This is a genomic window from Dehalobacter sp. (assembly GCA_023667845.1).
Classification (GTDB): domain Bacteria; phylum Bacillota; class Desulfitobacteriia; order Desulfitobacteriales; family Syntrophobotulaceae; genus Dehalobacter.
Map to the genome: position 1 here is coordinate 1 of JAMPIU010000135.1, position 19987 is coordinate 19987.

Annotated in this window: 22 protein-coding genes; 15 read left to right on the forward strand and 7 right to left on the reverse strand. The window is 45.0% G+C overall.

The features are described 5' to 3' along the window. Nucleotides 1-352 precede the first annotated feature (352 nt). The 6 genes from NC238_10395 (at nt 353) to NC238_10420 (ending at nt 9784) form a co-directional block, all read left to right on the forward strand. Complete coding sequence (locus NC238_10395) at nt 353-880, forward strand: hypothetical protein (protein ID MCM1566338.1); 528 nt, start codon at nt 353-355, stop codon at nt 878-880. Between the two features lie 38 nt (nt 881-918). After that, the gene (locus NC238_10400) at nt 919-2811 is read left to right on the forward strand and encodes a hypothetical protein (GenBank protein ID MCM1566339.1); all 1893 of its coding nucleotides are present in this window, start codon (nt 919-921) and stop codon (nt 2809-2811) included. 5 nt (nt 2812-2816) lie between these two features. Then, entirely contained in the window at nt 2817-5156 is a 2340-nt protein-coding gene (locus NC238_10405; GenBank protein MCM1566340.1) for a DEAD/DEAH box helicase family protein, read from the forward strand. A gap of 851 nt (nt 5157-6007) precedes the next feature. Further along, nucleotides 6008-6622 (forward strand): hypothetical protein, encoded by a 615-nt coding sequence (locus tag NC238_10410; protein MCM1566341.1) that lies wholly within the window; start codon nt 6008-6010, stop codon nt 6620-6622. Next, nucleotides 6615-8069: a hypothetical protein gene (locus tag NC238_10415; protein ID MCM1566342.1), complete on the forward strand. Its 1455-nt coding sequence runs from the start codon at nt 6615-6617 to the stop codon at nt 8067-8069. The genes NC238_10410 and NC238_10415 overlap by 8 nt, the downstream gene beginning before the upstream one ends. Nucleotides 8070-8302: 233 nt before the next feature. Further along, nucleotides 8303-9784, forward strand: a complete 1482-nt coding sequence (locus NC238_10420) for a transposase (GenBank protein ID MCM1566343.1) — start codon at nt 8303-8305, stop codon at nt 9782-9784. Nucleotides 9785-9807: 23 nt separating this feature from the next. On the opposite strand, the gene NC238_10425 is transcribed toward NC238_10420, so the two are convergent. Beyond that, nucleotides 9808-10140 (reverse strand): DUF3467 domain-containing protein, encoded by a 333-nt coding sequence (locus NC238_10425; GenBank protein MCM1566344.1) that lies wholly within the window; start codon nt 10138-10140, stop codon nt 9808-9810. A gap of 14 nt (nt 10141-10154) precedes the next feature. Next, the gene (locus tag NC238_10430; protein MCM1566345.1) at nt 10155-10607 is read right to left on the reverse strand and encodes a winged helix-turn-helix domain-containing protein; all 453 of its coding nucleotides are present in this window, start codon (nt 10605-10607) and stop codon (nt 10155-10157) included. A 210-nt stretch (nt 10608-10817) separates the two neighbouring features. Between NC238_10430 and NC238_10435 the strand changes: the two genes are divergently transcribed. Beyond that, complete coding sequence (locus NC238_10435) at nt 10818-11147, forward strand: hypothetical protein (protein ID MCM1566346.1); 330 nt, start codon at nt 10818-10820, stop codon at nt 11145-11147. 124 nt (nt 11148-11271) lie between these two features. Beyond that, nucleotides 11272-11760: a hypothetical protein gene (locus NC238_10440; protein MCM1566347.1), complete on the forward strand. Its 489-nt coding sequence runs from the start codon at nt 11272-11274 to the stop codon at nt 11758-11760. A 52-nt stretch (nt 11761-11812) separates the two neighbouring features. On the opposite strand, the gene NC238_10445 is transcribed toward NC238_10440, so the two are convergent. After that, nucleotides 11813-12580, reverse strand: coding sequence for a hypothetical protein (locus NC238_10445; GenBank protein ID MCM1566348.1), 768 nt, complete (start codon nt 12578-12580; stop codon nt 11813-11815). 246 nt (nt 12581-12826) lie between these two features. Here NC238_10445 and NC238_10450 point away from each other — a divergent pair, with 246 nt between their 5' ends. From NC238_10450 to NC238_10465, 4 genes are all read left to right on the forward strand, one after another. Beyond that, nucleotides 12827-13342 (forward strand): PadR family transcriptional regulator, encoded by a 516-nt coding sequence (locus tag NC238_10450; GenBank protein MCM1566349.1) that lies wholly within the window; start codon nt 12827-12829, stop codon nt 13340-13342. A 5-nt stretch (nt 13343-13347) separates the two neighbouring features. Continuing rightward, a complete protein-coding gene (locus tag NC238_10455; protein MCM1566350.1) occupies nt 13348-14472 on the forward strand; it encodes an FtsX-like permease family protein in 1125 nt (374 codons plus the stop codon). After that, nucleotides 14465-15175: an ABC transporter ATP-binding protein gene (locus NC238_10460; protein MCM1566351.1), complete on the forward strand. Its 711-nt coding sequence runs from the start codon at nt 14465-14467 to the stop codon at nt 15173-15175. Before NC238_10455 ends, NC238_10460 begins: the two co-directional genes overlap by 8 nt. A 61-nt stretch (nt 15176-15236) precedes the next feature. Next, entirely contained in the window at nt 15237-16019 is a 783-nt protein-coding gene (locus tag NC238_10465; protein ID MCM1566352.1) for a hypothetical protein, read from the forward strand. 74 nt (nt 16020-16093) lie between these two features. Here NC238_10465 and NC238_10470 read toward each other — a convergent pair whose 3' ends face one another. Further along, nucleotides 16094-16255, reverse strand: a complete 162-nt coding sequence (locus NC238_10470; GenBank protein MCM1566353.1) for a rubredoxin — start codon at nt 16253-16255, stop codon at nt 16094-16096. A 105-nt stretch (nt 16256-16360) separates the two neighbouring features. On the opposite strand from NC238_10470, the gene NC238_10475 reads away from it, so the two are divergent. Both NC238_10475 and NC238_10480 read left to right on the forward strand, forming a co-directional pair. Further along, nucleotides 16361-16522, forward strand: a complete 162-nt coding sequence (locus NC238_10475; GenBank protein ID MCM1566354.1) for a hypothetical protein — start codon at nt 16361-16363, stop codon at nt 16520-16522. A gap of 70 nt (nt 16523-16592) precedes the next feature. Beyond that, entirely contained in the window at nt 16593-16946 is a 354-nt protein-coding gene (locus NC238_10480; GenBank protein MCM1566355.1) for a hypothetical protein, read from the forward strand. Nucleotides 16947-17001: 55 nt separating this feature from the next. Here the strand turns inward: NC238_10480 and NC238_10485 are convergent, their stop codons facing one another. Continuing rightward, nucleotides 17002-17319 (reverse strand): hypothetical protein, encoded by a 318-nt coding sequence (locus tag NC238_10485; protein ID MCM1566356.1) that lies wholly within the window; start codon nt 17317-17319, stop codon nt 17002-17004. 273 nt (nt 17320-17592) lie between these two features. Between NC238_10485 and NC238_10490 the strand changes: the two genes are divergently transcribed. Then, complete coding sequence (locus NC238_10490) at nt 17593-18567, forward strand: hypothetical protein (GenBank protein ID MCM1566357.1); 975 nt, start codon at nt 17593-17595, stop codon at nt 18565-18567. Here NC238_10490 and NC238_10495 read toward each other — a convergent pair. Together NC238_10495 and NC238_10500 are read right to left on the reverse strand one after the other, a co-directional pair. After that, nucleotides 18542-19231 carry a hypothetical protein gene (locus NC238_10495; protein MCM1566358.1) on the reverse strand — a complete coding sequence of 230 codons (690 nt, stop codon included), beginning with the start codon at nt 19229-19231 and terminating at the stop codon, nt 18542-18544. The two genes, NC238_10490 and NC238_10495, sit on opposite strands and share 26 nt — an antisense overlap. Before the next feature lie 136 nt (nt 19232-19367). Next, nucleotides 19368-19987 (reverse strand): tetratricopeptide repeat protein (locus NC238_10500; protein ID MCM1566359.1); only part of this gene is annotated, 620 nt, incomplete at its 5' end.

Below are 19987 nucleotides of genomic sequence, written 5' to 3' on the forward strand. Positions count from 1 at the left end.
AATGGATTTGAAAATTCGGGTATAACAACCACCGATCGGTTATCTGACAGGCGATTTTATATACCTTCCGTGTGGCCGGGCAGTACCTGTCAGGACGTGATATCGACTGATTCTTAATAGCTGCTTTCTCAATCCACGGCCATAGGCTTTGCACAGAAAGTGTCTTTTGCACTTAAAGTCTGGTGTCTGCACATAAAGTCAAGAGGTTAGGCGATTAGAATTGGTAAAATATTACTAATAAGTGTAAAAGGTCTGGTGTTAACTGGCTAAAAAAGGATAACAGTTAACCAAATCATAAGTTTGACGCCAGTTAAAATAAATAATAGGTTCTCAAATATGTATGTTGAGATATATGGTTCAGCATTTAAAACCGATTATCCCTGAAGGTACTAAAATATTGATTTTAGGTTCTTATCCCCATCCTAATGGTGAATCTTTAAAGTTAGGGCACTATTATGCGGATATTGATCATAATGACTTTTGGAGTCTAATCGGTACAATATATGACGATGAAGAAATCATTAGAATTTTAAGGTCTCTTTTAGAAAAGCCTAAAACAAAAAGAAGCCCTGATGAGTTTGGTATTTTAGAGGCTCAACTTGTCAAACATAAATTAGGGGTTGCTGATGTTTGCTTTGATTCAGAATGTTTAAAGGTTAATAAGGAAATTGTTGAAAAATTAAAAATGGATAGTTTAAACTTGGTTTGCTTTAATGGACGAGAAGCTGAGGATTATTTTAGAAAATTTAAATTAAAATTTAAGAATACAGAGCGCCTACCGAATTCCAGTATGGCATTTCCATTAGGGTTTAAATGTAAATATATATGTTGGAGTACCCTATTACAAAAATCTAATGTTAACCATGATAAGGTTGTGTAAGGCAAATCTTATATTGGAACCGGTTATTATTGGATATCATGGGTGAGTTGGAGAGGAAAAACAAAGAGTTGGTAGAGGAAGTCGAAAAACTCAAGCGGGAAATCAAGTCGCTTAAGTCTCGAAGAAAATATGGTGTAGTTTGGGAAGAGGAGAAAGAGCCGGAAAAAATTGTTTTAGAATGCAAAGAAAAACTCCCCATACTTGATGACATTAAAGAAAAAGAAATTATCAATGATACAGATCAACCTATTAATATTCTGATAGAAGGAGACAACTATCATGCCCTTTCTGTATTAAATTATACTCATCGGGGCATTGTTGATATCATCTATATCGACCCGCCTTTTAACGTAGGCAAAAAAACTTGGAAATATAATAATAACTATGTAGATAAAGAAGACAACTATAAGCATAGTAAATGGTTAAACTTCATAAAAAACAGGCTTGTTTTAGCCAAAAATTTATTGAAAGACGATGGTTGTTTAATCTGCGCGATTGATGAGAACGAATTAAACACATTAGGACTACTTCTTGAACAAATATTCCCGACCTTTTCGATTGAATGTATCGTCGTTGTTCACAACCCAAGAGGTATACAGGGCGATAATTTTGCCTATTGCCATGAATATGCATATTTCGTCCATCCCAAAGGAAAATACATCGGTAGAAAAACGAGGGAAGTGGAAGATCAAGAATATGAACCGCTAAAAAAATGGGGCGGATCGTCAGATAGAAGCCCAGGTGGCAATGTATTTTATCCTATTTTCTTTAAAGATGGGCAGATAGTCAAAATAGGTACTACACCTCCGGACGATTTTCACCCAGATAAACCTGTTACAATTTTAGAGGATGGAACAATCGAGATATGGCCTATTGATGAGAACGGTGAAGGGAAATGGCGATATGCAAACGAGTCCTTACCTGATAAGGTTGATTCGATTAGACTCGCAAAAGTTGGCGGTGTATTCCAGGTCCAATTATTAAAAAGCGAAGATAGACTAAAAACTGTGTGGACTGATACAAAATACGATGCTAATGCTTATGGGACACAATTACTCAAACAGATACTTGGTCCTGACGCAGATTTCCCTTATCCAAAATCCCTGTATACAGTAAAGGATTGTATTGAAATTGTATGTGAGGATAAACCCAATGCAATAATATTAGATTATTTTGCAGGTTCGGGTACAACTGGCCATGCAGTCATGGAACTTAATAAAACAGATGGCGGTAAAAGGACCTTCATTCTATGTACTAATAACGAAGGTAATATTTGCGAGGATACCTGTTATCCAAGAATAAGAAATGTTATTAATGGATACGAATATGTTGGCGAGAAAAAAGATATTGTTTTTGAAGAGAAGCTGACATATAGAGTTATAAAAAATTGTAAAAAGCTTATGGAAGAAGTTAATTCTAGCGTATCCAAACTTGATAATGATTATGATTCGTACAAATATAAAGTTGAAGTTAATAAAACAAATGATAGCAAACTCAGAGTTTATGGTGTAAAAAATGTTCAAAGTAGGGTTGATGGTCTTGGTGGTAACTTAAAATATTATAGAACGAAGCTAATTGATATTGATAATATCTCAAACGTCTCCGATGATCAAAAAATTACTCTTACACATGAAGCGGGAGAGATGATTGCGTTAAGGGAAAACACATTTGATGAAGTGGAGAAAAACGAATGGTGGCAGATATTTAAGGATAATAATCGGTATACGGCGATTTATTTTAAAGAAGACAAGTCAAAATTACTTGAATTGGTCAAACTATTATCTGGTTATGGCAAGCCAGTCGCATTGTATGTTTTCAGCTGGGGTAAAAACGAGTATAAAAACGAATTCCTTGACTATCCCAATATTCGTGTTGAGGATATTCCAGAACCAATTATTGAGGTATATAAAGAAATAAATCGGTTGGTGTGAGTAAGATGTCCGTCTTCCATTTAAAACCATTCCAAGAAAATGCGATTTCCGATTTGAGAGCACAATTTTTGAACTTATGGAAAACGGGAAATAGAAGACTACCTTTAATTTTTAAATCGCCAACAGGTAGCGGAAAAACCGTAATGATAGCTGAGCTATTAAAAACTTTAAGTAATGATCCACAGTTTAACGTTGACAATGCTTACTTGTGGTTTAGTTTCAGTGAAGACTCGTATCTTCAAAGCAAAAAGAAATTGGCAGATTATTATGGTGGCGCAAACGAATTAGACCTGTTAGACCTTAACGATTTTAGTCGTGAAAAACTAGAAAATAACAACATCTTTTTTATTAACTGGCAAAAAATTAAAACATCGACCAAAGAGGGTAGAAAACTACGTACCCCATCAGAGTATACCTCGGGAGATTATGGGGTATTTGACGAATTTATTAAAAAAACTCAAAGCGATAACAGAGAACTAGTTTTAATAATTGATGAGGCCCATCGTGATTCAGATACGGAACTTGCAGAAGATCTTGTTAATCTAATCGACCCTAGAATAATTTTAAAAATCACTGCAACACCTAAGACAATACCTTCAGCGTCGGATGTTAATCATAAAAGAGCTGGGTTTGTAGAGGTAGACCGGGAGGATGTGGTTGAAGCCGGGTTGATTAAAGAAAAAATTGTTACGCAAACAAGAGAAGACCTTGAAAGGTTGGCAAAAAAAGAGTATGACCAAGATAAAATTCTGTTAGAATTAGCATATAATAAGAGGCTGGAGTTACAAAAAGCCTATGCTAACCTTTCGAAAAATATCAATCCTTTAGTAATTATACAATTACCTAATGATGATCAAGCAAGAGCCGAGACGCTTGGCAAATTTAAGATTGATATTGTTCGTGAGTTTTTAAAGGAGAAGAAAGTACCGGATAACAATTTAGCTATCTGGCTATCGGAAGAAAAAGAGAATCTGGAAGAAATTGAGCGGAATAGCTCACCAATATCTTTCTTGATATTCAAACAAGCTGCGGCTACTGGTTGGGATTGCCCAAGAGCTTCAATCCTGGTAATGTTCAGAGAGATAAAAACTCCAATATTCCATACGCAAACGGTTGGCAGAATCCTTAGAATGCCAGAAGCGATCCACTATCAAAAACCGGAACTAAATATTGGTTACCTCTATACCAATTATGAGCGAAACCAAATACAATTACCAGAAACAGGTAAGAACAATAAGCCATTCATCTATGAGAGCAAAATAGAATCAAAAGTAGAACCCATTTTTCTCGAATCTACCTTTATGGGTCGAATAGACTATAATGACCTTGGGGATACTTTCCAATCCGCGTTTAATGAAGTCGCAAACTCCTATTTTGGAATATCTGAAAAAGATACTGTAGATACAAAAAAGCAAAAAGTGGTTGCAAAGGGCCTTTTAATCAATGACATACGGGTTGTGAATAAATTAATTGTGGACGCCGAGATAGAAGATTATGATAATTTTATTGAGGAAATTAAAGAGCATGGCTCTGATCTAACAGAACAAAGTTCAAGGCACGATATAGAACGATTATATAATTTATTATGCTTCAACCTAATCGCACACCAAGAAGAAGAAAATAAAAAATTTGCACCTGAAAGATCATGGGGTAAACTAAAAACAGCCTTGAACCTATGGCTAAGCAAAATAATAGAACAAAGAAGTACCTACTATACAATAACAGTAGCAGACCTACTAAGACCAGATAGCATTCTAACAAAAGTCATCTCCAAGTCCCTTGAAACATATAGACCAATAAGACAAAAAGAAGTAAAATCAAAGGAATCAAAAGTCAATAGAAAGGTTACTTTAGAGATCCCAAGGCCTACACTTTATTATACTGATGATTATGAAATAATTAAAGACTTAAAAAAGTGTGCGGTTGACCCATTTTATCTTCTCAAAGAGTATGCTGGAAAAGCTAACGAAATTGACTTTATAAAATATCTAGAATCTAAAGATATCAGTTGGTGGTATAAAAATGGCAATAGTGGGAGCGAATACTTTTCAATCCCATATCATGATGAAAGTGATGGCAAGGATAAGCTGTTCTATCCTGATTGGATAGTAAAAGCAAAAGATAAAATAATCATATTAGACACAAAATCAGGTTTTACAGTCACAGATCCAACTACAAAATACAAGGCCGAAGCTCTCCAGATATGGATTAAACAACAGAACGAGAAAAAGGACATATATTCTGGCGGGATTATAACCAAAGTATCTAATATTTGGAAAATTAATTCCAATGAGAATTATAGCACAGATACCAGCACTTGGAAAGACTTGGGTGAATATTTGTAAATCTTATAATCATTTTATTTATACATAAAGCCAGCCATTAAAGATTAGACGTTTAATAATTTTTAGTTTGGTAGTTTAATTTTAATACCGGTTACTAATATCTATTCTATTGTTCCCTGTATTAGTCATGGATCAGAATGTCCTTGACAACCTAACCTGTAACGTGATAACCCTTGATTTAGCTGTAGAAAAGTTAACAGTGATACCATTAGGAGATTATAACCAAGATGATTTGCTCAAGCTACTTGAAATCAACAGATTGATTGAACAGGCATTAGACAAATTAGACAATATTGTTGTGAATGGCAATTGTTAGACGATTAGCGATATGATTATTTATCATGGTATCGTATGATGCTCCATGCAAGTTGCAACCGCTAACCCGTCTAATATTTGTTGAGCTATTTGTTGTTTAGGCGCACTCGGTATTCTTGCATTATCAGTTTTAATTATCGTTATTATTGGACTCATAATTCTACTTTACATTGATATACTGTGGCGGATTTTCGAATACATCGGTATCCATTTTAGAAAAAAATAAAGGTCCCTAATATTATTTATCGACAAACAGTCCAGGATAGAAGCGTCCACAATCCCACTCTTTCCATAAATCGAGTTTTAGATCATTGACTATGACCGACCAACAAAAGCCGCTGACCTTAGAATTGTTTCTGTAGAAAGGTCCCCATTTACATTCAGCACAACTACCGAGAGGCATAGTGCTTCATTATTATATTAATAATTAAAATGATTGCAAGTGTAATCTGAACCTAAAATAAGTGTATGATTAGTAAGCACTATTTAGTTAAGCTTATATATAACATACGCATATCATGTGGTATGGTGCTATAATGCCAGATACCACATCAAGCAATAACGAACAATACACCCTGAGTACTAAGGGTATTCCTAAATTATCATTAAAATATCTAGAGCGAATGGATGAGCCACTTGATGATGAGTACCTTGATCTTCCAGATGAGACATTCAAACGGTTGGATTCTGAAACAAAAGAAACTCTCGTTAGGGAAAGAATAAGGTTTGCAGTAAGGCGGTATGGAATTGATGGTATAACATTAGATGAGCTAGTTAAAATTACTAACCATGATAAGAAGACAGTGCAAAATCATCTAAATGCTCTTATGGCATTGCGCGAGGTTTATTCACAGAAAAAAAATTTGAAATTAACTTATTATTATCCTAACGGTAAGCCGTTACATGATGTTGGTAAAAAAATAATTGAAATTAACAATAATAGCGAAAAAACTGGTGGAACCTACTATGAGGTAAGCTTGGCTAAAGGTCGAGATGAGAAATTATTTTTCCATATCTTAGAGAAAAAATTCTCCCTCTTAGAAGGCGATAAAGTTGAGGGAGCAATATTGCTACCTCTTGATAGCTTAGATCAGTTTATTAAATGTTTTACAGATTTCCAAAATGAGTTTGGAGATGTGAAGAATGAGTGAGAAGGTCAAGGAAAAAAATGTTATTAAGGTTGCCTCCTCGGTGCCGACTATTATTCAGATACAATATCTAAAGATTGACGAACCACTAAAAAGGACAACTAGCTTCATAGTAGGTAATATGGAGGTCCCTGCACCATGTTTCACTCCTGAAGTGAAGGGCGATGAGGACGTGGATGTGCTGCTTCGATATTCGAGGGCATTAAATGAACACGCACCAATAATAATGCCTGCTAACAGGTGGTCCTCTATCGTTACGGATAAACGGTTTCTTATTAGCGATATTTTAAAGAATAAAATTAGTATCTTAGAGCTTATCGCAGAACATCCGATATTGTTTATGGAGCCTCCCGAATTCTTTAGATATAGGCTAACGAAAAAGTTTGTCACCTATGCTTTGAAGGGTGACCGTCAGAAAGCAAGGAAGTTTAATAATATTTTAAAAAGCGCAGTTATTAATGACGAAGAGAAAGTCACATCCGCTTTAAGTATCATCCCTGAATTCTATCGACCATTTATTGCAAGACAACTTGAAAGTATCTGCCAAGATTCTAAGATAATACCTCCAAAAAAACTTGGGAAGCAAGATGATATCAGTGCAGGATGGTTAGATGAGTCGATCGATTATTCGTACCCTGCTCATATGTCAGAAATAATTGCAGATATTGCTGGTGTACCGAATGCGGCTATAATTCCGACAGTTCCGCCGATCCTTAAAAGTTCGGAAAACTCGATACGCGATAGAGTACTATCGGCTAATAGGGCGACATCGCTTTTGTGTAAGCACATGACTGCTGGAAGAAAAGTGCCTATTAGAGCGTATTTCCATCTTTACATAGATAGCGATGTTCTTAATGATACCGAAAGAAGGAACATGGCATTAGTTATTCTCGAAAGAGGCCTAGACCAGGGTGGCTATTGCGGCGTCGCTCTGACAATAACTGATTATGAAGATAAAGATATGCTTCATAAAATCGAGTCATTCGTGAATGAAGTAGCTAACCGTTGCAACGAACATATGCTACCGCTGATCCTTCCCCGCTCTGGATGGTATGGCCTATATCTTACAGATTATGGAGTACAATCCTTCAGCTGCTTATTAAATGGAAAACGCGAGTACGTGCGTGGCGGTGGAAAAGTTGATGAAGAATATAAGTATGGTTTGACTCCCATCATCGATAGGTGTAGAGAACTAAGATACAACGATGCTGTTGCTTATGCTAACAAGAATGGTGGATTTCAGAAGATTAAGTATCTACCATCAACTATTGACCGCGCATATTTAGGTGATTTCAATGCATATCGTATGAATGTGGGAAAGCCGTGCAGATTAATACATGCCGAAGAAGCAAGAAGAATTCGGCAAGGTAAATTAAAGGGCGATATAAACCCCGCTAAAAGATACTTTGCTAGGTCTGAACATCAGGTATTAGGGAATAAAGGATTATAAATTTCCTACTTTAATTTTTTTTATTGTTACTTCTACATAGTCGCCTTTCTGGAGGTCTTCTTCTTCCCACGCTTTCTTATCAATTACTATACGTCGTTGCTTGTCGTCTTTGATTTCTACGATGAACGGTTTTACCATATTCACCACGATTACCATATTCACCATAACTATTATATACTTAGCGGTCGTATAGGTGATTGTGGTGAAATCACCACAAAATATGGAGTAAGAACATGGTAAGCATCAACGAGATGGAAACCCTAAGATTGCTCAAAGCAAAGGCGATGCTAGAGCGGGGCGCATCCATAAAGTACATTCTCGTTAGCAATGTTTTCCATGTAGAATCAGAGAGCAAACCTGGAACCTACCATGTTGTTAGACATGGCAAAAAGGATTGGAGCTGCGATTGCCCTGACCACTTAAAGAACAATCTTAAATGCAAACACATATTGGCCGTCATCCTGATATCCGAGGAACTTACAGGGGTTAATATCGATAATCGGCGGGAGACACGCGGAAAAGCAATCGCCACTCAATGTGGCCAGGTTATAAAAGTCAATGACGAGTTGTATAAGGTTAAATCCCAATCCAGTAACAGGTATTATGAGGTAAAATCCACAAAGGATGGCGTTACCTGCACTTGCCCCGACTATATACGCTGGGGTGGACTCTGCAAGCATATCATTGCTACAGCGTATTACCATGAAGGTGAAATAGGCACCACTGTTAATCCTATTAGCGATATACGCATTACCTATACGCAAAACTGGAAGGCGTACAACGAGGCGCAGAAAGAAGAACAAGCGTTATTCACATCCCTATTAAAAGACCTGCTGGAATCGATACCAGAACCTGAGCAGAGGATGGGCAGGCCACGCATACCACTCCGCGAATCCCTATTCTGCTCCATCCAGAAGGTATACTCGCAATTATCAAGCCGCCGCGCCTACGGCCTGTTCGAAGATGCTGTGGGCAAGGGCTACATAGACCACGCGCCAAGCTTTAACATCCCTTCAAACCTGTTCAACAATCCAGAAATCACCCCAATACTCCACCATCTTGTAACCTTGTCAGCGCTGCCTGTAGCAAACCTGGAAACGGACTTCGCGGTTGACTCTACAGGGTTCCGCTGTACCACATTCGGGGCATATTATGGGGACAAGTACGCAAAGAAGAGGGAGCACCAGTGGCTTAAGGCACACCTTATCACAGGTACGCGGACCAACATCGTTACCAGTGTCAGGATCACCGGCGAGGGTAATGGCGACAGTCCGCAATTCAAATCGCTCGTTGAAGAGACCGCTGATAATTTCATAGTAAGGGAAGTAAGTGCGGATATGGCATACTCGTCAAGGAACAACCTGGAAACAGTAGATAAGATAGGCGGATTAGCATACATACCTTTCAAGAGCAACGCGACGGGGAACGCGAGTGGTTCAAGGCTCTGGAAGAAGGCATATCACTACTTCCAACTGAATCGTGACGAGTTCATGGAACACTACCACAAACGAAGCAACATCGAAGCCACCAACGCCGCCATAAAACGAAAGTTTGGCGAAACCCTCAAGTCTAAAAACTCGACCGCCCAGGTTAACGAGCTACTGGCAAAAATCGTGGCTTACAATCTAACCGTAGTAATCCACGAGATGTACAAGAACAATGTTGTGCCCTACTTCATACAGGATATTGAAAGAATGTCAATTTATAATTTATAAGAAAAAATATCGTAAAAGTAAAATCATCTTAATAAGTATCGTATTTTACCACGATCTTCGTTTACAGGTATTTCGCCAAACTGCGACTCGTATTCTTTTATCTTTTCATTAAGCATAACCTGTAGCTGCTTAGCAGCTTGTCTTGTTAATATAACAAGTTCTTCCGATTGAAAAACCCAACCTTCGTTGGTCTTAAACTTTTCATTAAATAATTCGACCCTAAAGTCTTGATCTGTGGTTGTTACTAAGACATTAGTCGCATAAATTTTACAAAAAGAGGGGGGCCTGGAAATACCCATTATTTGCTCCGACTTATCATTAGGTTGTATTACTTCAGTCTGCCCTTTCTGTTCCATAGTAATCCCCCATATTATGCCGATGCTGGCGCTTCTAACGGTTGGGGCGCTTTACGTTCCATGATAACATACTCATCATTCTCTAACGTAACAAGCCTTCTACCTTCGCCGTTTAGAAGCGTTTCCATTGATACTTCCGGCATATCCAACTCTTTTCTTATTTTCTCTACAGATACATTTCTATCGATTGGCTCAGCGCCCTGGATCGTGCTGTAGGCATATGCCGATGCAACTAATAGTTCTACTAAGCGGTTGTTGGCCAACTTGTAGGTTTTAATCTTTTTAGACTTGTTAACTTCCAAAATTTTACTCTGGACTAACTCTGGGATATACTTTGATAAAGTCATCCTGGTTATTCCGGTTTCCTCACTTAACTCAGATATGTTATATGAGTTCCCTGCATCGCCTACAAAGAAATCGATAATTTGTATTTGAGTTGTGTCGCCTAGAAAGTTACTTAGAGACACAATGTCTTCCTCCGTATTATTTTCTTTCACCCCTCTTAAGAAAACAAACTGTATAGGATCGTATACAGTTTGTAATAATACACTAATTATAGGATATATAAAACTATCCTATTGAATGTATAATTCTATTTACACATTATAATATATAAATTGGTTAGTATATAAAGATGACAACCTTTATTACATAAATAATTGTATTAGTAGGCATAAATGAGTAACGATTACGCCAGTTTAAACCGATACGAAGTTTACATTATTAACAAACTATACGTTAGGGGTGTCTGGTGTGCAAAAGATATGAACACGGCACATATATCCCCTGAAAACCTAGTTAGTGGTGCGCCAGATAAAAGAAAAGACCTTGCTTACAAAGCAATTGAAACTTTAGCGAAAAAAAGACTCATAGAAATTAGAAAAAAACAGGGTCGTGGTGATATCTGCGCGTCAAAAGGGAATATCGCTTACTATCAAGGCGTTTTAAATTACTATGTTGGCAAACCTGGATATGAGTTCATTAATCCTTGGAGATTATCAAAGTAATTGGATATAATAAAAACGCCTAACTATTGTCACGCGCCGCATTTTTAATTAACTAATTGGATAATGTTGTCGCTTATTTCTCAATGCCTTGATATAGTTACCTATTAAATAATTATGCGGTATTATGGCAGCTATAAACGATCTAATTAAAGACGTGCCTCAAGTACGCGGACATGTGGGCGATAACACAACAAAAACATGTCCCGACTGTGGCGGATCTGGCACAAACTATTGCGGTATGTGTAGCAGACCCCTCAGCCAATGGGCAATATATAGGATTAAAGGTGAAATGCCAAGAAAAATCGCGTATTTGAAAGGTAAAGAGTATCCGCTAACTTTTGACGACGAAATATCTTTAACACTTGTGTTAATGTTCGCAGGTCACACGTTTGATAAGAGTGATAATACGCCTAAAAAACATCTTATTAGAAAGACAATAAAAGAATTTAATCAATCTTATTACAACTCATCGTTTTGGACTAGATTTATGATGGACTTCATGGTTGAAACCGGCGATATCAAAATTGTTAAAGAAAATGAGGAGAAAATTGAACAACCAGCAGTAAACCAACCTGTAAAGCGACGTGGTCGGCCACGAAAAGTGGCGATATAGGCTATAACTTTAATTTATTTTTTAATAATCAACAATGGTCACGTAGCACATTTTAATATATGGGACCTTCTGATAAGCTTGATTGTACAATCTCTTTTTCAAAACCATATTTTTTAAGCACAGATGTAACCAATTCTGTAAACCATAGTGGTGCTGTTGGAGACACATATACTCTTTCTATCAATATGTTTAAATCTATAGGAATAAAATCACCCTCTCCAAAAGTGTCTTTTTCATAATCAATGGATTTTCCATCTTCGGATATTGGAAATCTTGCAAATACGACCCTTAATTCTTTTTCATACTCAAAACTATTTCTTTTATGTAAATAGGGATAAAAAATGCTTCCCTCAGGTACCCAATCACGTTGATAATCAATATAATTTACTTTACCAATATAAACAGGATCTTTAAAATTATTAAAACAATTTTTTAGTTTACCAAATGTAGACTGGATTGCTATTCCCTCATCGCTTTTTAAATATATCTTCCACATTGCAGCAGACTCAAATTCACTAAGATGCCAGCAATTAATAGCGATCATTTTCCTAAACTTTTGTAGTAATTTTAGTATGTTAGTTGACGATGCGATTGGTACACCTTTATAAACTATTAATCTTTGATCAATATTAGCTTTCGAAAATGAGCCCTCGAACTTATCAGGGAATTTATCTGCTCTATTAAAATAAAGGGCTTGCCTATCTAATAAAGATACAAATTTTGTGAAATCAATATATCGCCATATTTTATCATTATCATTAGGACTGAAGAAGCCAGGATATTCTTCGTACATTAATAATATTGTAAACCAAAACGACAATTAAACCTTTTCATATAACCACTAACCAATCTTGACATTTTTTTGTAATAAATTATCAAAGACGGACTTTACAGCCTCATCGCTTGCACAAAAAGTCCGATGTCTGCACATAAAGTCTGCCTAAAACACGACTTTATGTGCAAAGCCACGGCCATAGCAAACTATAAATAGTCGGGCCGTATATAGGTCAATCAGACATAGGTCTAACTGACATATGTCAAACGGGACTAAAGGAAGTAGAAATCAATGGTCGATATGGACATGGTCATCCTGGGCTCGCTGGCCGGGATGCCGGCACATGGCTATCAGCTCAAGCGGAACATCGAGTCGACCTTCGGGAAGCGTTACCTGAACCTCAGTAACAGCAGGCTGTACCCGAGGCTGGCGAAACTCGAATCGGACGGCTGCATCGAGGGGCACAAGGAGCCGCAGAATAAGACGCCGGACCGGGTGGTGTATAAGGTGACACCGGCCGGTTTCGTGAGGCTGAAGGAACTGGTCGCCGCGCCGATCGACCCGCGGGACGACCTGTTCGACTTCATGTCCCGGGCCGCCTTCTTCGGGCTTATCACCCCGGAGGAGCGGCGCCGGCTGATCGAGCCGATGTATAATGACAAGCTCGAAGAGCTCGCCGGCGCGCGGCAGAAAAAAGAGCAGTACGGCCAGTACATGGACAAGTACTCCCGGGCGGTGCTCGACTGGGGCACCGGGCAGCTGGAGAGGACGATTGATCTCTTTGAGACACTGATGGATCTGGAGTGATTACTTTGATTGATATCGCATTGAAAAACATGTGGCAGCGCAAGACGCGGACGGGCCTGACGGTGGTCGCGATCGCGGTCTGCATCATGCTGTTCCTGGTGCTGTCCACCGCGACTGGCACGATGGACGAGATGTTCGCCGCCTCGAGCGGGCAGTTCGCGGGGCAGATGTTCGTGAAGACGCCTTCGGCGCAGTCCGCGGCGGAGTTCCCGCCGGTCTCGTCCAGCCTGACGATGGAGAAGGCGAACGCGCTGATGAACGTCAGCGGCATCGATACTGCACGTAGCGCGCCGCTGCTGCTGGTCCAGCTGCAGGCGTCGATGTTCCAGAACGGGCCGCCGCAGGTCATCGCGGTCGGTATCCCGGAAGGGAAGGAGAAAGCGTACTACGGCGACGCGGCCTTCGGTAACGGCACCGGCAGGCTGGCCGGAAACGATCAGGTCGTGCTCGGCAACTATGCGGCCTATACCTACTTCAAGGCGAACGTCGGCGACCGGATCACGATCCAGGATCACGACTTCACCGTTGTCGGCATAGCCGATTACACGGGCTCGATCATCACCGACGGCATGGTGCTGATGCCGCTCCCGGTGGCGCAGGAAATCTTCAGCAGGCCGGGCGTGTCGACCGTGCTGCTGGCCGCATCGTCGGACGATAAGGTGGACTCGGTCGGTGCGGCCGTCACGGGCCAGTTCCCGGAGCTGCAGGTCATGACCCAGGGCGACATGGACAGCACCCTGGATAGCATGGCGTCGATGACGCACACGTTCATGGGGATGATCAACCTGACCATGCTCATCGTGGCCGGCGTGGTCACCCTCATGGTCATGTTCATGTCGGTATCGGAGCGCACGAAGGAGTTCGGCATGCTGCGGGCCATCGGGGCACGGCGCTCGAAGATACTGGCGCTGGTGCTCGAGGAGTCGGTCATCGTGTGTATCGTCGGCAGCGTGCTCGGCATCCTGCTGTCGTTCCTGATGATGCAGTTCTTGTTCGGGGGAACGCTGTTCTCCCTGGAGACCACGGCGAAGGCCGTGATATTCATGACCGTGATCGGCGTGATCGCCGGGCTGATACCGGCCTACCGGTCCGCGAAGATACAGCCGCTGGAGGCGATTCGCTATGAGTGAGACAGTCAAAGCCATCGAGATTAGCCGGGCGGCGAAAGCCGCGGTCGTCCTTGAGACGGCAGGCCTGAAGAAGTCGTACAAAATGGGCAACGTGACGGTCGAGGCGCTGAAAGGCGTGGACATCAGCGTCCGGCAGGGCGAGTTCGTGTCGATCATCGGCCCCTCGGGCTCGGGCAAGTCGACGCTGCTGAACCTCATCGGGTGCCTGGACAGGCCGACCGGCGGCAGAGTGCTGATCGACGGCGTCGACGTGTCGCAGATGAGCGACGGGAAGCTCACCGACGTCCGGTGCCGGAAGATCGGCTACGTGTTCCAGAAGTTCTACCTCCTGCCGTTCCTCACCGCCCTGGAGAACGTGGAGCTGCAGGCGCGGCTTGCAGGGCTGCCGGACGGGAAGAAGAAGGCTGCTGAGGCGCTCCGGCTGGTCGGGCTGGGGGAGCGGATGAGCCACCTGCCGAAGGAGATGTCCGGCGGCGAGCAGCAGCGGGTGGCCATCGCCCGGGCGCTGGTAAAGGCCCCGGCGATCGTCCTGGCCGACGAGCCGACCGGGAATCTGGACACGAAGACGGGGGACCTGATCATGGACGTCTTCCGGAAGCTGCACGAGCAGGGGATCACCATCGTCATGGTCACCCACAACCCGGAACTGGCGGCCCGGACGGATCGTATCATCAGGGTCAGGGACGGGCTCGTCGAGGCCTGAATCCCTGCCCTTTTATCTTTTCGACACGTTCATATAATGCAGATGTCATACAGCCATTGTCATGCTCGAGGTCTACTGCGACTCGTCCTATAATGAGGACGGGTCGTCGTTCATCGGTATCGTCGCCATCGCCGACGGGGTCGAGATCCACCAGTCCACGACGGCCGTGCTCCCGGCGCCACTGAGCAATCTGGAGTGCGAGCGTGCGGCCATCTCGATGGCTATCCGGCTGGCCAGGGTGCTGCGGAGGGCTGGCGAGCCGGTGGTAATATATAATGACAACACAGAGGCAGTGAAGGAGTGCCTGGAGGCCGAAACGTCGCTGTTCCCGGTGGAGTACGCCCCCCGGGAGACCCCGTTCCAGGAAGTGGCCGACCGGCTTTCCAGGCGGTTTCCCCATCGGCCGGCGGAGACGCACGACCTGTGCCGCCGCCCGGTCGAGTCGTTCACGCCGGAAGTCCTGGCCGACATCGCAAATAACCGCCGGACCGTGCTGTACCTGCTGAAGGATATGGAACGCTCGTCCAACACGAAAAGCTGTTATCAGCTAGTCGCCCGGAACATCGATTGCGAGCTCTCCGACGACCACGTCTACTGTGCCCGGTCGGGCGAGGTTAAGAACGTCAAGATCGCCCGGGACATCTGCGCGGATGTCGTGACGGGCGGCATACCGGCAGACCTTTCGAGCGCGTACTTCCTGCTGACCGACGAGACCTGGGGCCTGCGGCTGAAAGGCGGAGAGGCCTATTCCATCCTGCCCTGCGATATCCCCCATCGTATCATCTGCCACGAAGTGGACCGCTCGCCGGACAACCTGTGGCGGCGCGTCGCCCGGTACAAATAATACGGGCGCCTGGCCGCAGAAAAAAAGGCTAACTCTGTGCTCCCGCGCTCTTCGTAACCTTTGTCTCCCCGGGATTACTCCGTCTTCTCGAACATCGACCGGTCCGCGCCACATACCGGGCAGACCCAGTCGTCGGGCAGGTCCTCGAAAGCGGTCCCCGGCGGCGCGCCGTGGTCTGGATCGCCCGCGGCAGGATCATAAACATACTGGCAGAGTGTGCAGATGTATTTGTCCATAACAGATAGTGCTCCCCGGGAGAGTTACCCCTCCGGGCTTATAGCCTTTGCCTGCGGAATGCGCCGGGGCGAAACTATTTTTCCCTTGAGAGACTACGGGTAATCATGGCGAAAAGCAGCAAGAAGCGACAGAAGTACAGCACGAAAGGGATTGGCAGGTTCCAGGTGGTCATGACCGACCGGATAAGGCTACTGCTGGTTGCCTGTTTCGTGTGCAGCTTCCTGGTCTTCGGCATCATCACCCTGTGGCTGGCCCTATCGCCGTAGATTTCGAGAACAGCATCATCAAAATGTCAAACAGCCTTGGTACGGCCGGTTTGGCCAAGGAGGGCTTAAGTTGAGAGAATGGGACGTATGGCAAAAACACCCCGAGTATAATACGGTCCTTGCGCTGGTATGTAAGGTGCCCCGCGAGACGATCGTCAGGCTGGAGAAAGCGGGCTTTGTGATCGACGACGGGACGAAGCCGCCGGTCAAAGCGGATCAGCTCTTTCTGGTGCACATGCGAGAGTCGATGGACAAAAGAGACTACTGGAAAAAGTTCGACGAGATTGCGACGAAATACGGCAAGGAGCCCACGCCGGTCCATCTCGAGGAGATGCCGGAGGTTATCATCCGCTTCCTGGGCCATGTCACCGAAGAGCAGTGCATGAAGATCATCGACGCCACGCTCCGCGAGCTGGTGAAGTGAGGAAGAAGCCCGGCGAGTCCGGGGAGCCCGGGAGACCCGGGCTTAACGCCTTTTTTTATAGCCCCATCATCAGGAAGAGAACAGTCATCAGGACGATATCCAGCATGATGACCAGGTAGAGCAGGGGCATGCTCCATTCGAATATCCTGCTGATGATCGTGGTGTCCAGCACGATGTTCACGATCAGCAGCGGCAAGAGGATGTAGAGGACGTAAACGGAGAGCGCGAAGGCCTGTGTTGTCGTCCCGGCCTCCGAGCCCGGGAGCCCCGCGATGCCGTTGACGCCGAAATACAGCATGATGAGACAGATGACGGCGATGGATAACATCGACAGCCACAGGACGGCGTCATCGACGATTTGCCGGCGCTCCATATGCAATGACCCCGTCTACGTGTATATTCTCCGTGACAGATAAAGTTACTGACGGATATTAAGAGTCCGATCGCCAAATATATGGGCTAAATTGCCTGGCGCATGTAAAATTTGACTTAAATAGACGTATGGTGCTTTATTATGTGATAAAATATATTCATTGCTTAGAAAAACACCCTTTTTACTGTGAACGCAATAAATTTTGACTAAAATAGTATTAATCTTTAACTTTACGGTGCTTCTATCGTTTATACAGGGTTTAGGAGGGTAAACATGGGGTTAAGGAAGTGGTTAATTGTAGCACTTATTGTGCTCATAGCGCTCGGGATAACGGTACCGGCGCTTGCGTGGAAAGTATCAAAAATCGGGATCAGCCTCGGCGACATCTTCTACGGGAACGAAGCTTCGCTGCAAAAGCCGAGCGCGACCCTGTTCCACTCGCAGAACCTGGCAGCGACAGACACGGAGGCACTCGCGATCAATTTCCCGACTACAAGCGATGGTTGCGTGGTAGCGCCGTCCATCGCCCAGACAGCCGCAGGGACGACGGCGGCCACCGACACGGGATTCTTCAAGGCTAACTATTGCTATACGTCGTTTAGCAACCTGGGCGGCTTCGACCTGGCGGGCGGCATCGGCTCGTGGCATCCCCTGAAGTCGCCGCTGATGGTGGGCGCCGGCATGAGCTGGCCGTACATGAACAACGCCCCGTTATACGGCCAGGGCACGATGCAGTTCCAGCCGGCGATCACCACCGCGCCGGATACCAGCCAGATCAGCTTTGCGCCGGGCACCGCATCGAGCAGCCTGCTACAGCCTGCGACGCTTAAGAATTCCGTCTCCGGCATCGGCGGCAACAACACGGCCGGGAACGCCACGGGCGGAAAGGTGAACAACGTGGCGATGCAGGGCGGGAACCTGACGGCCGGGAACATGTCCGCCAACAAGTCGGCGGCCAAGGCTGCAACGGCCACCCCGAAGCCGGTTCCGAAACGGGACTACAAGAACATGACTAAGACGGATATCCAGAATACGAGCGGTCTCGAGAGGCTGTACCGGAACGCGAACATGGTCAACCCTATCCCCAAGACATACAAGGGAACGGTGGACAGGCCGACGATGATCGCACCGGTGCAGAACGCGATGGCTGACATCCTGTTACCGGCGAACAAGTCGAAGGTCATCGGCGATGCCGGCAACATGACGAAGGCCGGCACGGCCCTTAAGACGAAGGGTTGGGACCTTTAACCGGCGCCGTCGGAGCTCCGGCGCCGGCCGGAGCGCTTTTTTTAGCCGGCTGCTTCCGGGCGTTGATTATGCCTAACGGCAGGGCGATCACGAGCTGTAGCACGACCATGCCCATGACGAAGAAGTACATCGGGTTCATCGGCGTGTCCATCAGGAGCCAGATCGTCGGGAAGATCGTGATCAGCATGGCGATATCCAGGCCCGTGAGGATCAGCCCCATCTTCAGGTCGTGCAGCATCGCGACGACGAAGAAGCACCCGATGAGCAGCCAGAGACTCTGGACATAAGTGGTGAGCGAAAGGTCCGGCACCATGTTGACCGGCACGTTGAACACGTACATGACGACGACGATGCCAAGCAGCAGGACGACGCATATGACGTTCAGCACAATGGAGAGCCTGTTCCCGGACGGGCCGACAGGCCGCCCCGTGCCGGACTTCTTGCCCTTTCCGTTGCCCTTCCCGGGCTTTCCGGCCGGCTTTGCCGCCTGCTTGCCTGCCGGAGGCACCTCGTTCGGCGCCGGAGCCGCACCGGGCATCGGCATGCCAGCCGGTGCCCCCATCCCTATATCGGGGATGTCGAGGTTCAGCGTGGGCTCGGGTAACTCGAGGTCCAGCGAAGGCATTTTCAGGTCTAAGTCCGGCAATTCTCCCGCATTTGCCATTTGAACACCTTTTGGAGACAGGCATAGCACCCGCCGGGCGGCGGCTGCTCAGCCGTGTACAACTCCTGAGCTATGTTTATTTCCTGAAAATATTAATAGACTTTGTTTCACTTTAATAATTAAAAAAAGAGTATCACTACTGCCGGGTCGCCGACGCCGCGTTATACCGGACGACGTACAGCCGCGCTTCCTCGAGTTTGCCCAGGTCGTGGAGCATGACGGCCTTGTTCATCAGGGCGTCGGGGTACCGCCTGTCGAGCTCGAGAGCCTTATCTACGTACTTCATCGCCTCGGCGACCTTGCCCTGCCCGTAGAGGGCGATGGCCTTATTGTTCAGCGCTTCGGTGTCCCCGGGATTTGCCTTCAGGATAGCGTTGAAGCATTGCAGCGCCTGCTCCTGGTTCTGAATGCCCATGTACATGATGCCCTTATAGTTCAGCGCGTTCCGGTTGCCGGGCTCGATGACCAGGATCTGGTCCAGCAGCCCGATAATGCCGGCATAGTCAAACGTCTCGCCCGCGTTTCCCGGGTCGTCGCCGGATAAAGCGTCCATCCGCTTTCCCACCTCGAGGAAAAGCAGGTCGACGCTGTCTTTACTGGCCATGCCTGCCCCGGGGGCCTTTGTGGTTTTTGAAGCCTTCGCGACCTTCGGGGCCTTCGAGGCGCCCGTGACTTTCGAGGTCCGGGGGGCTTTCGAGACCTTCGCTGTCTTCGGTACCTTCGCCGCGGTCATGGTTTTACCATTGGCCTGCATGT

What these genes read in the sequence shown, in the direction of transcription:
- NC238_10495 (MCM1566358.1), bottom strand. Translation starts at nt 19,231, where the DNA reads ATGGCAAATGCGGGAGAATTGCCGGACTTAGACCTGAAAATGCCTTCG.
- NC238_10465 (MCM1566352.1), top strand. Translation starts at nt 15,237, where the DNA reads ATGCTCGAGGTCTACTGCGACTCGTCCTATAATGAGGACGGGTCGTCG.
- NC238_10395 (MCM1566338.1), top strand. Translation starts at nt 353, where the DNA reads ATGGTTCAGCATTTAAAACCGATTATCCCTGAAGGTACTAAAATATTG.
- NC238_10400 (MCM1566339.1), top strand. Translation starts at nt 919, where the DNA reads ATGGGTGAGTTGGAGAGGAAAAACAAAGAGTTGGTAGAGGAAGTCGAA.
- NC238_10425 (MCM1566344.1), bottom strand. Translation starts at nt 10,140, where the DNA reads ATGGAACAGAAAGGGCAGACTGAAGTAATACAACCTAATGATAAGTCG.
- NC238_10470 (MCM1566353.1), bottom strand. Translation starts at nt 16,255, where the DNA reads ATGGACAAATACATCTGCACACTCTGCCAGTATGTTTATGATCCTGCC.
- NC238_10405 (MCM1566340.1), top strand. Translation starts at nt 2,817, where the DNA reads ATGTCCGTCTTCCATTTAAAACCATTCCAAGAAAATGCGATTTCCGAT.
- NC238_10415 (MCM1566342.1), top strand. Translation starts at nt 6,615, where the DNA reads ATGAGTGAGAAGGTCAAGGAAAAAAATGTTATTAAGGTTGCCTCCTCG.
- NC238_10420 (MCM1566343.1), top strand. Translation starts at nt 8,303, where the DNA reads ATGGTAAGCATCAACGAGATGGAAACCCTAAGATTGCTCAAAGCAAAG.
- NC238_10410 (MCM1566341.1), top strand. Translation starts at nt 6,008, where the DNA reads ATGCCAGATACCACATCAAGCAATAACGAACAATACACCCTGAGTACT.
- NC238_10460 (MCM1566351.1), top strand. Translation starts at nt 14,465, where the DNA reads ATGAGTGAGACAGTCAAAGCCATCGAGATTAGCCGGGCGGCGAAAGCC.
- NC238_10435 (MCM1566346.1), top strand. Translation starts at nt 10,818, where the DNA reads ATGAGTAACGATTACGCCAGTTTAAACCGATACGAAGTTTACATTATT.
- NC238_10440 (MCM1566347.1), top strand. Translation starts at nt 11,272, where the DNA reads ATGGCAGCTATAAACGATCTAATTAAAGACGTGCCTCAAGTACGCGGA.
- NC238_10450 (MCM1566349.1), top strand. Translation starts at nt 12,827, where the DNA reads ATGGTCGATATGGACATGGTCATCCTGGGCTCGCTGGCCGGGATGCCG.
- NC238_10485 (MCM1566356.1), bottom strand. Translation starts at nt 17,319, where the DNA reads ATGGAGCGCCGGCAAATCGTCGATGACGCCGTCCTGTGGCTGTCGATG.
- NC238_10490 (MCM1566357.1), top strand. Translation starts at nt 17,593, where the DNA reads ATGGGGTTAAGGAAGTGGTTAATTGTAGCACTTATTGTGCTCATAGCG.
- NC238_10475 (MCM1566354.1), top strand. Translation starts at nt 16,361, where the DNA reads ATGGCGAAAAGCAGCAAGAAGCGACAGAAGTACAGCACGAAAGGGATT.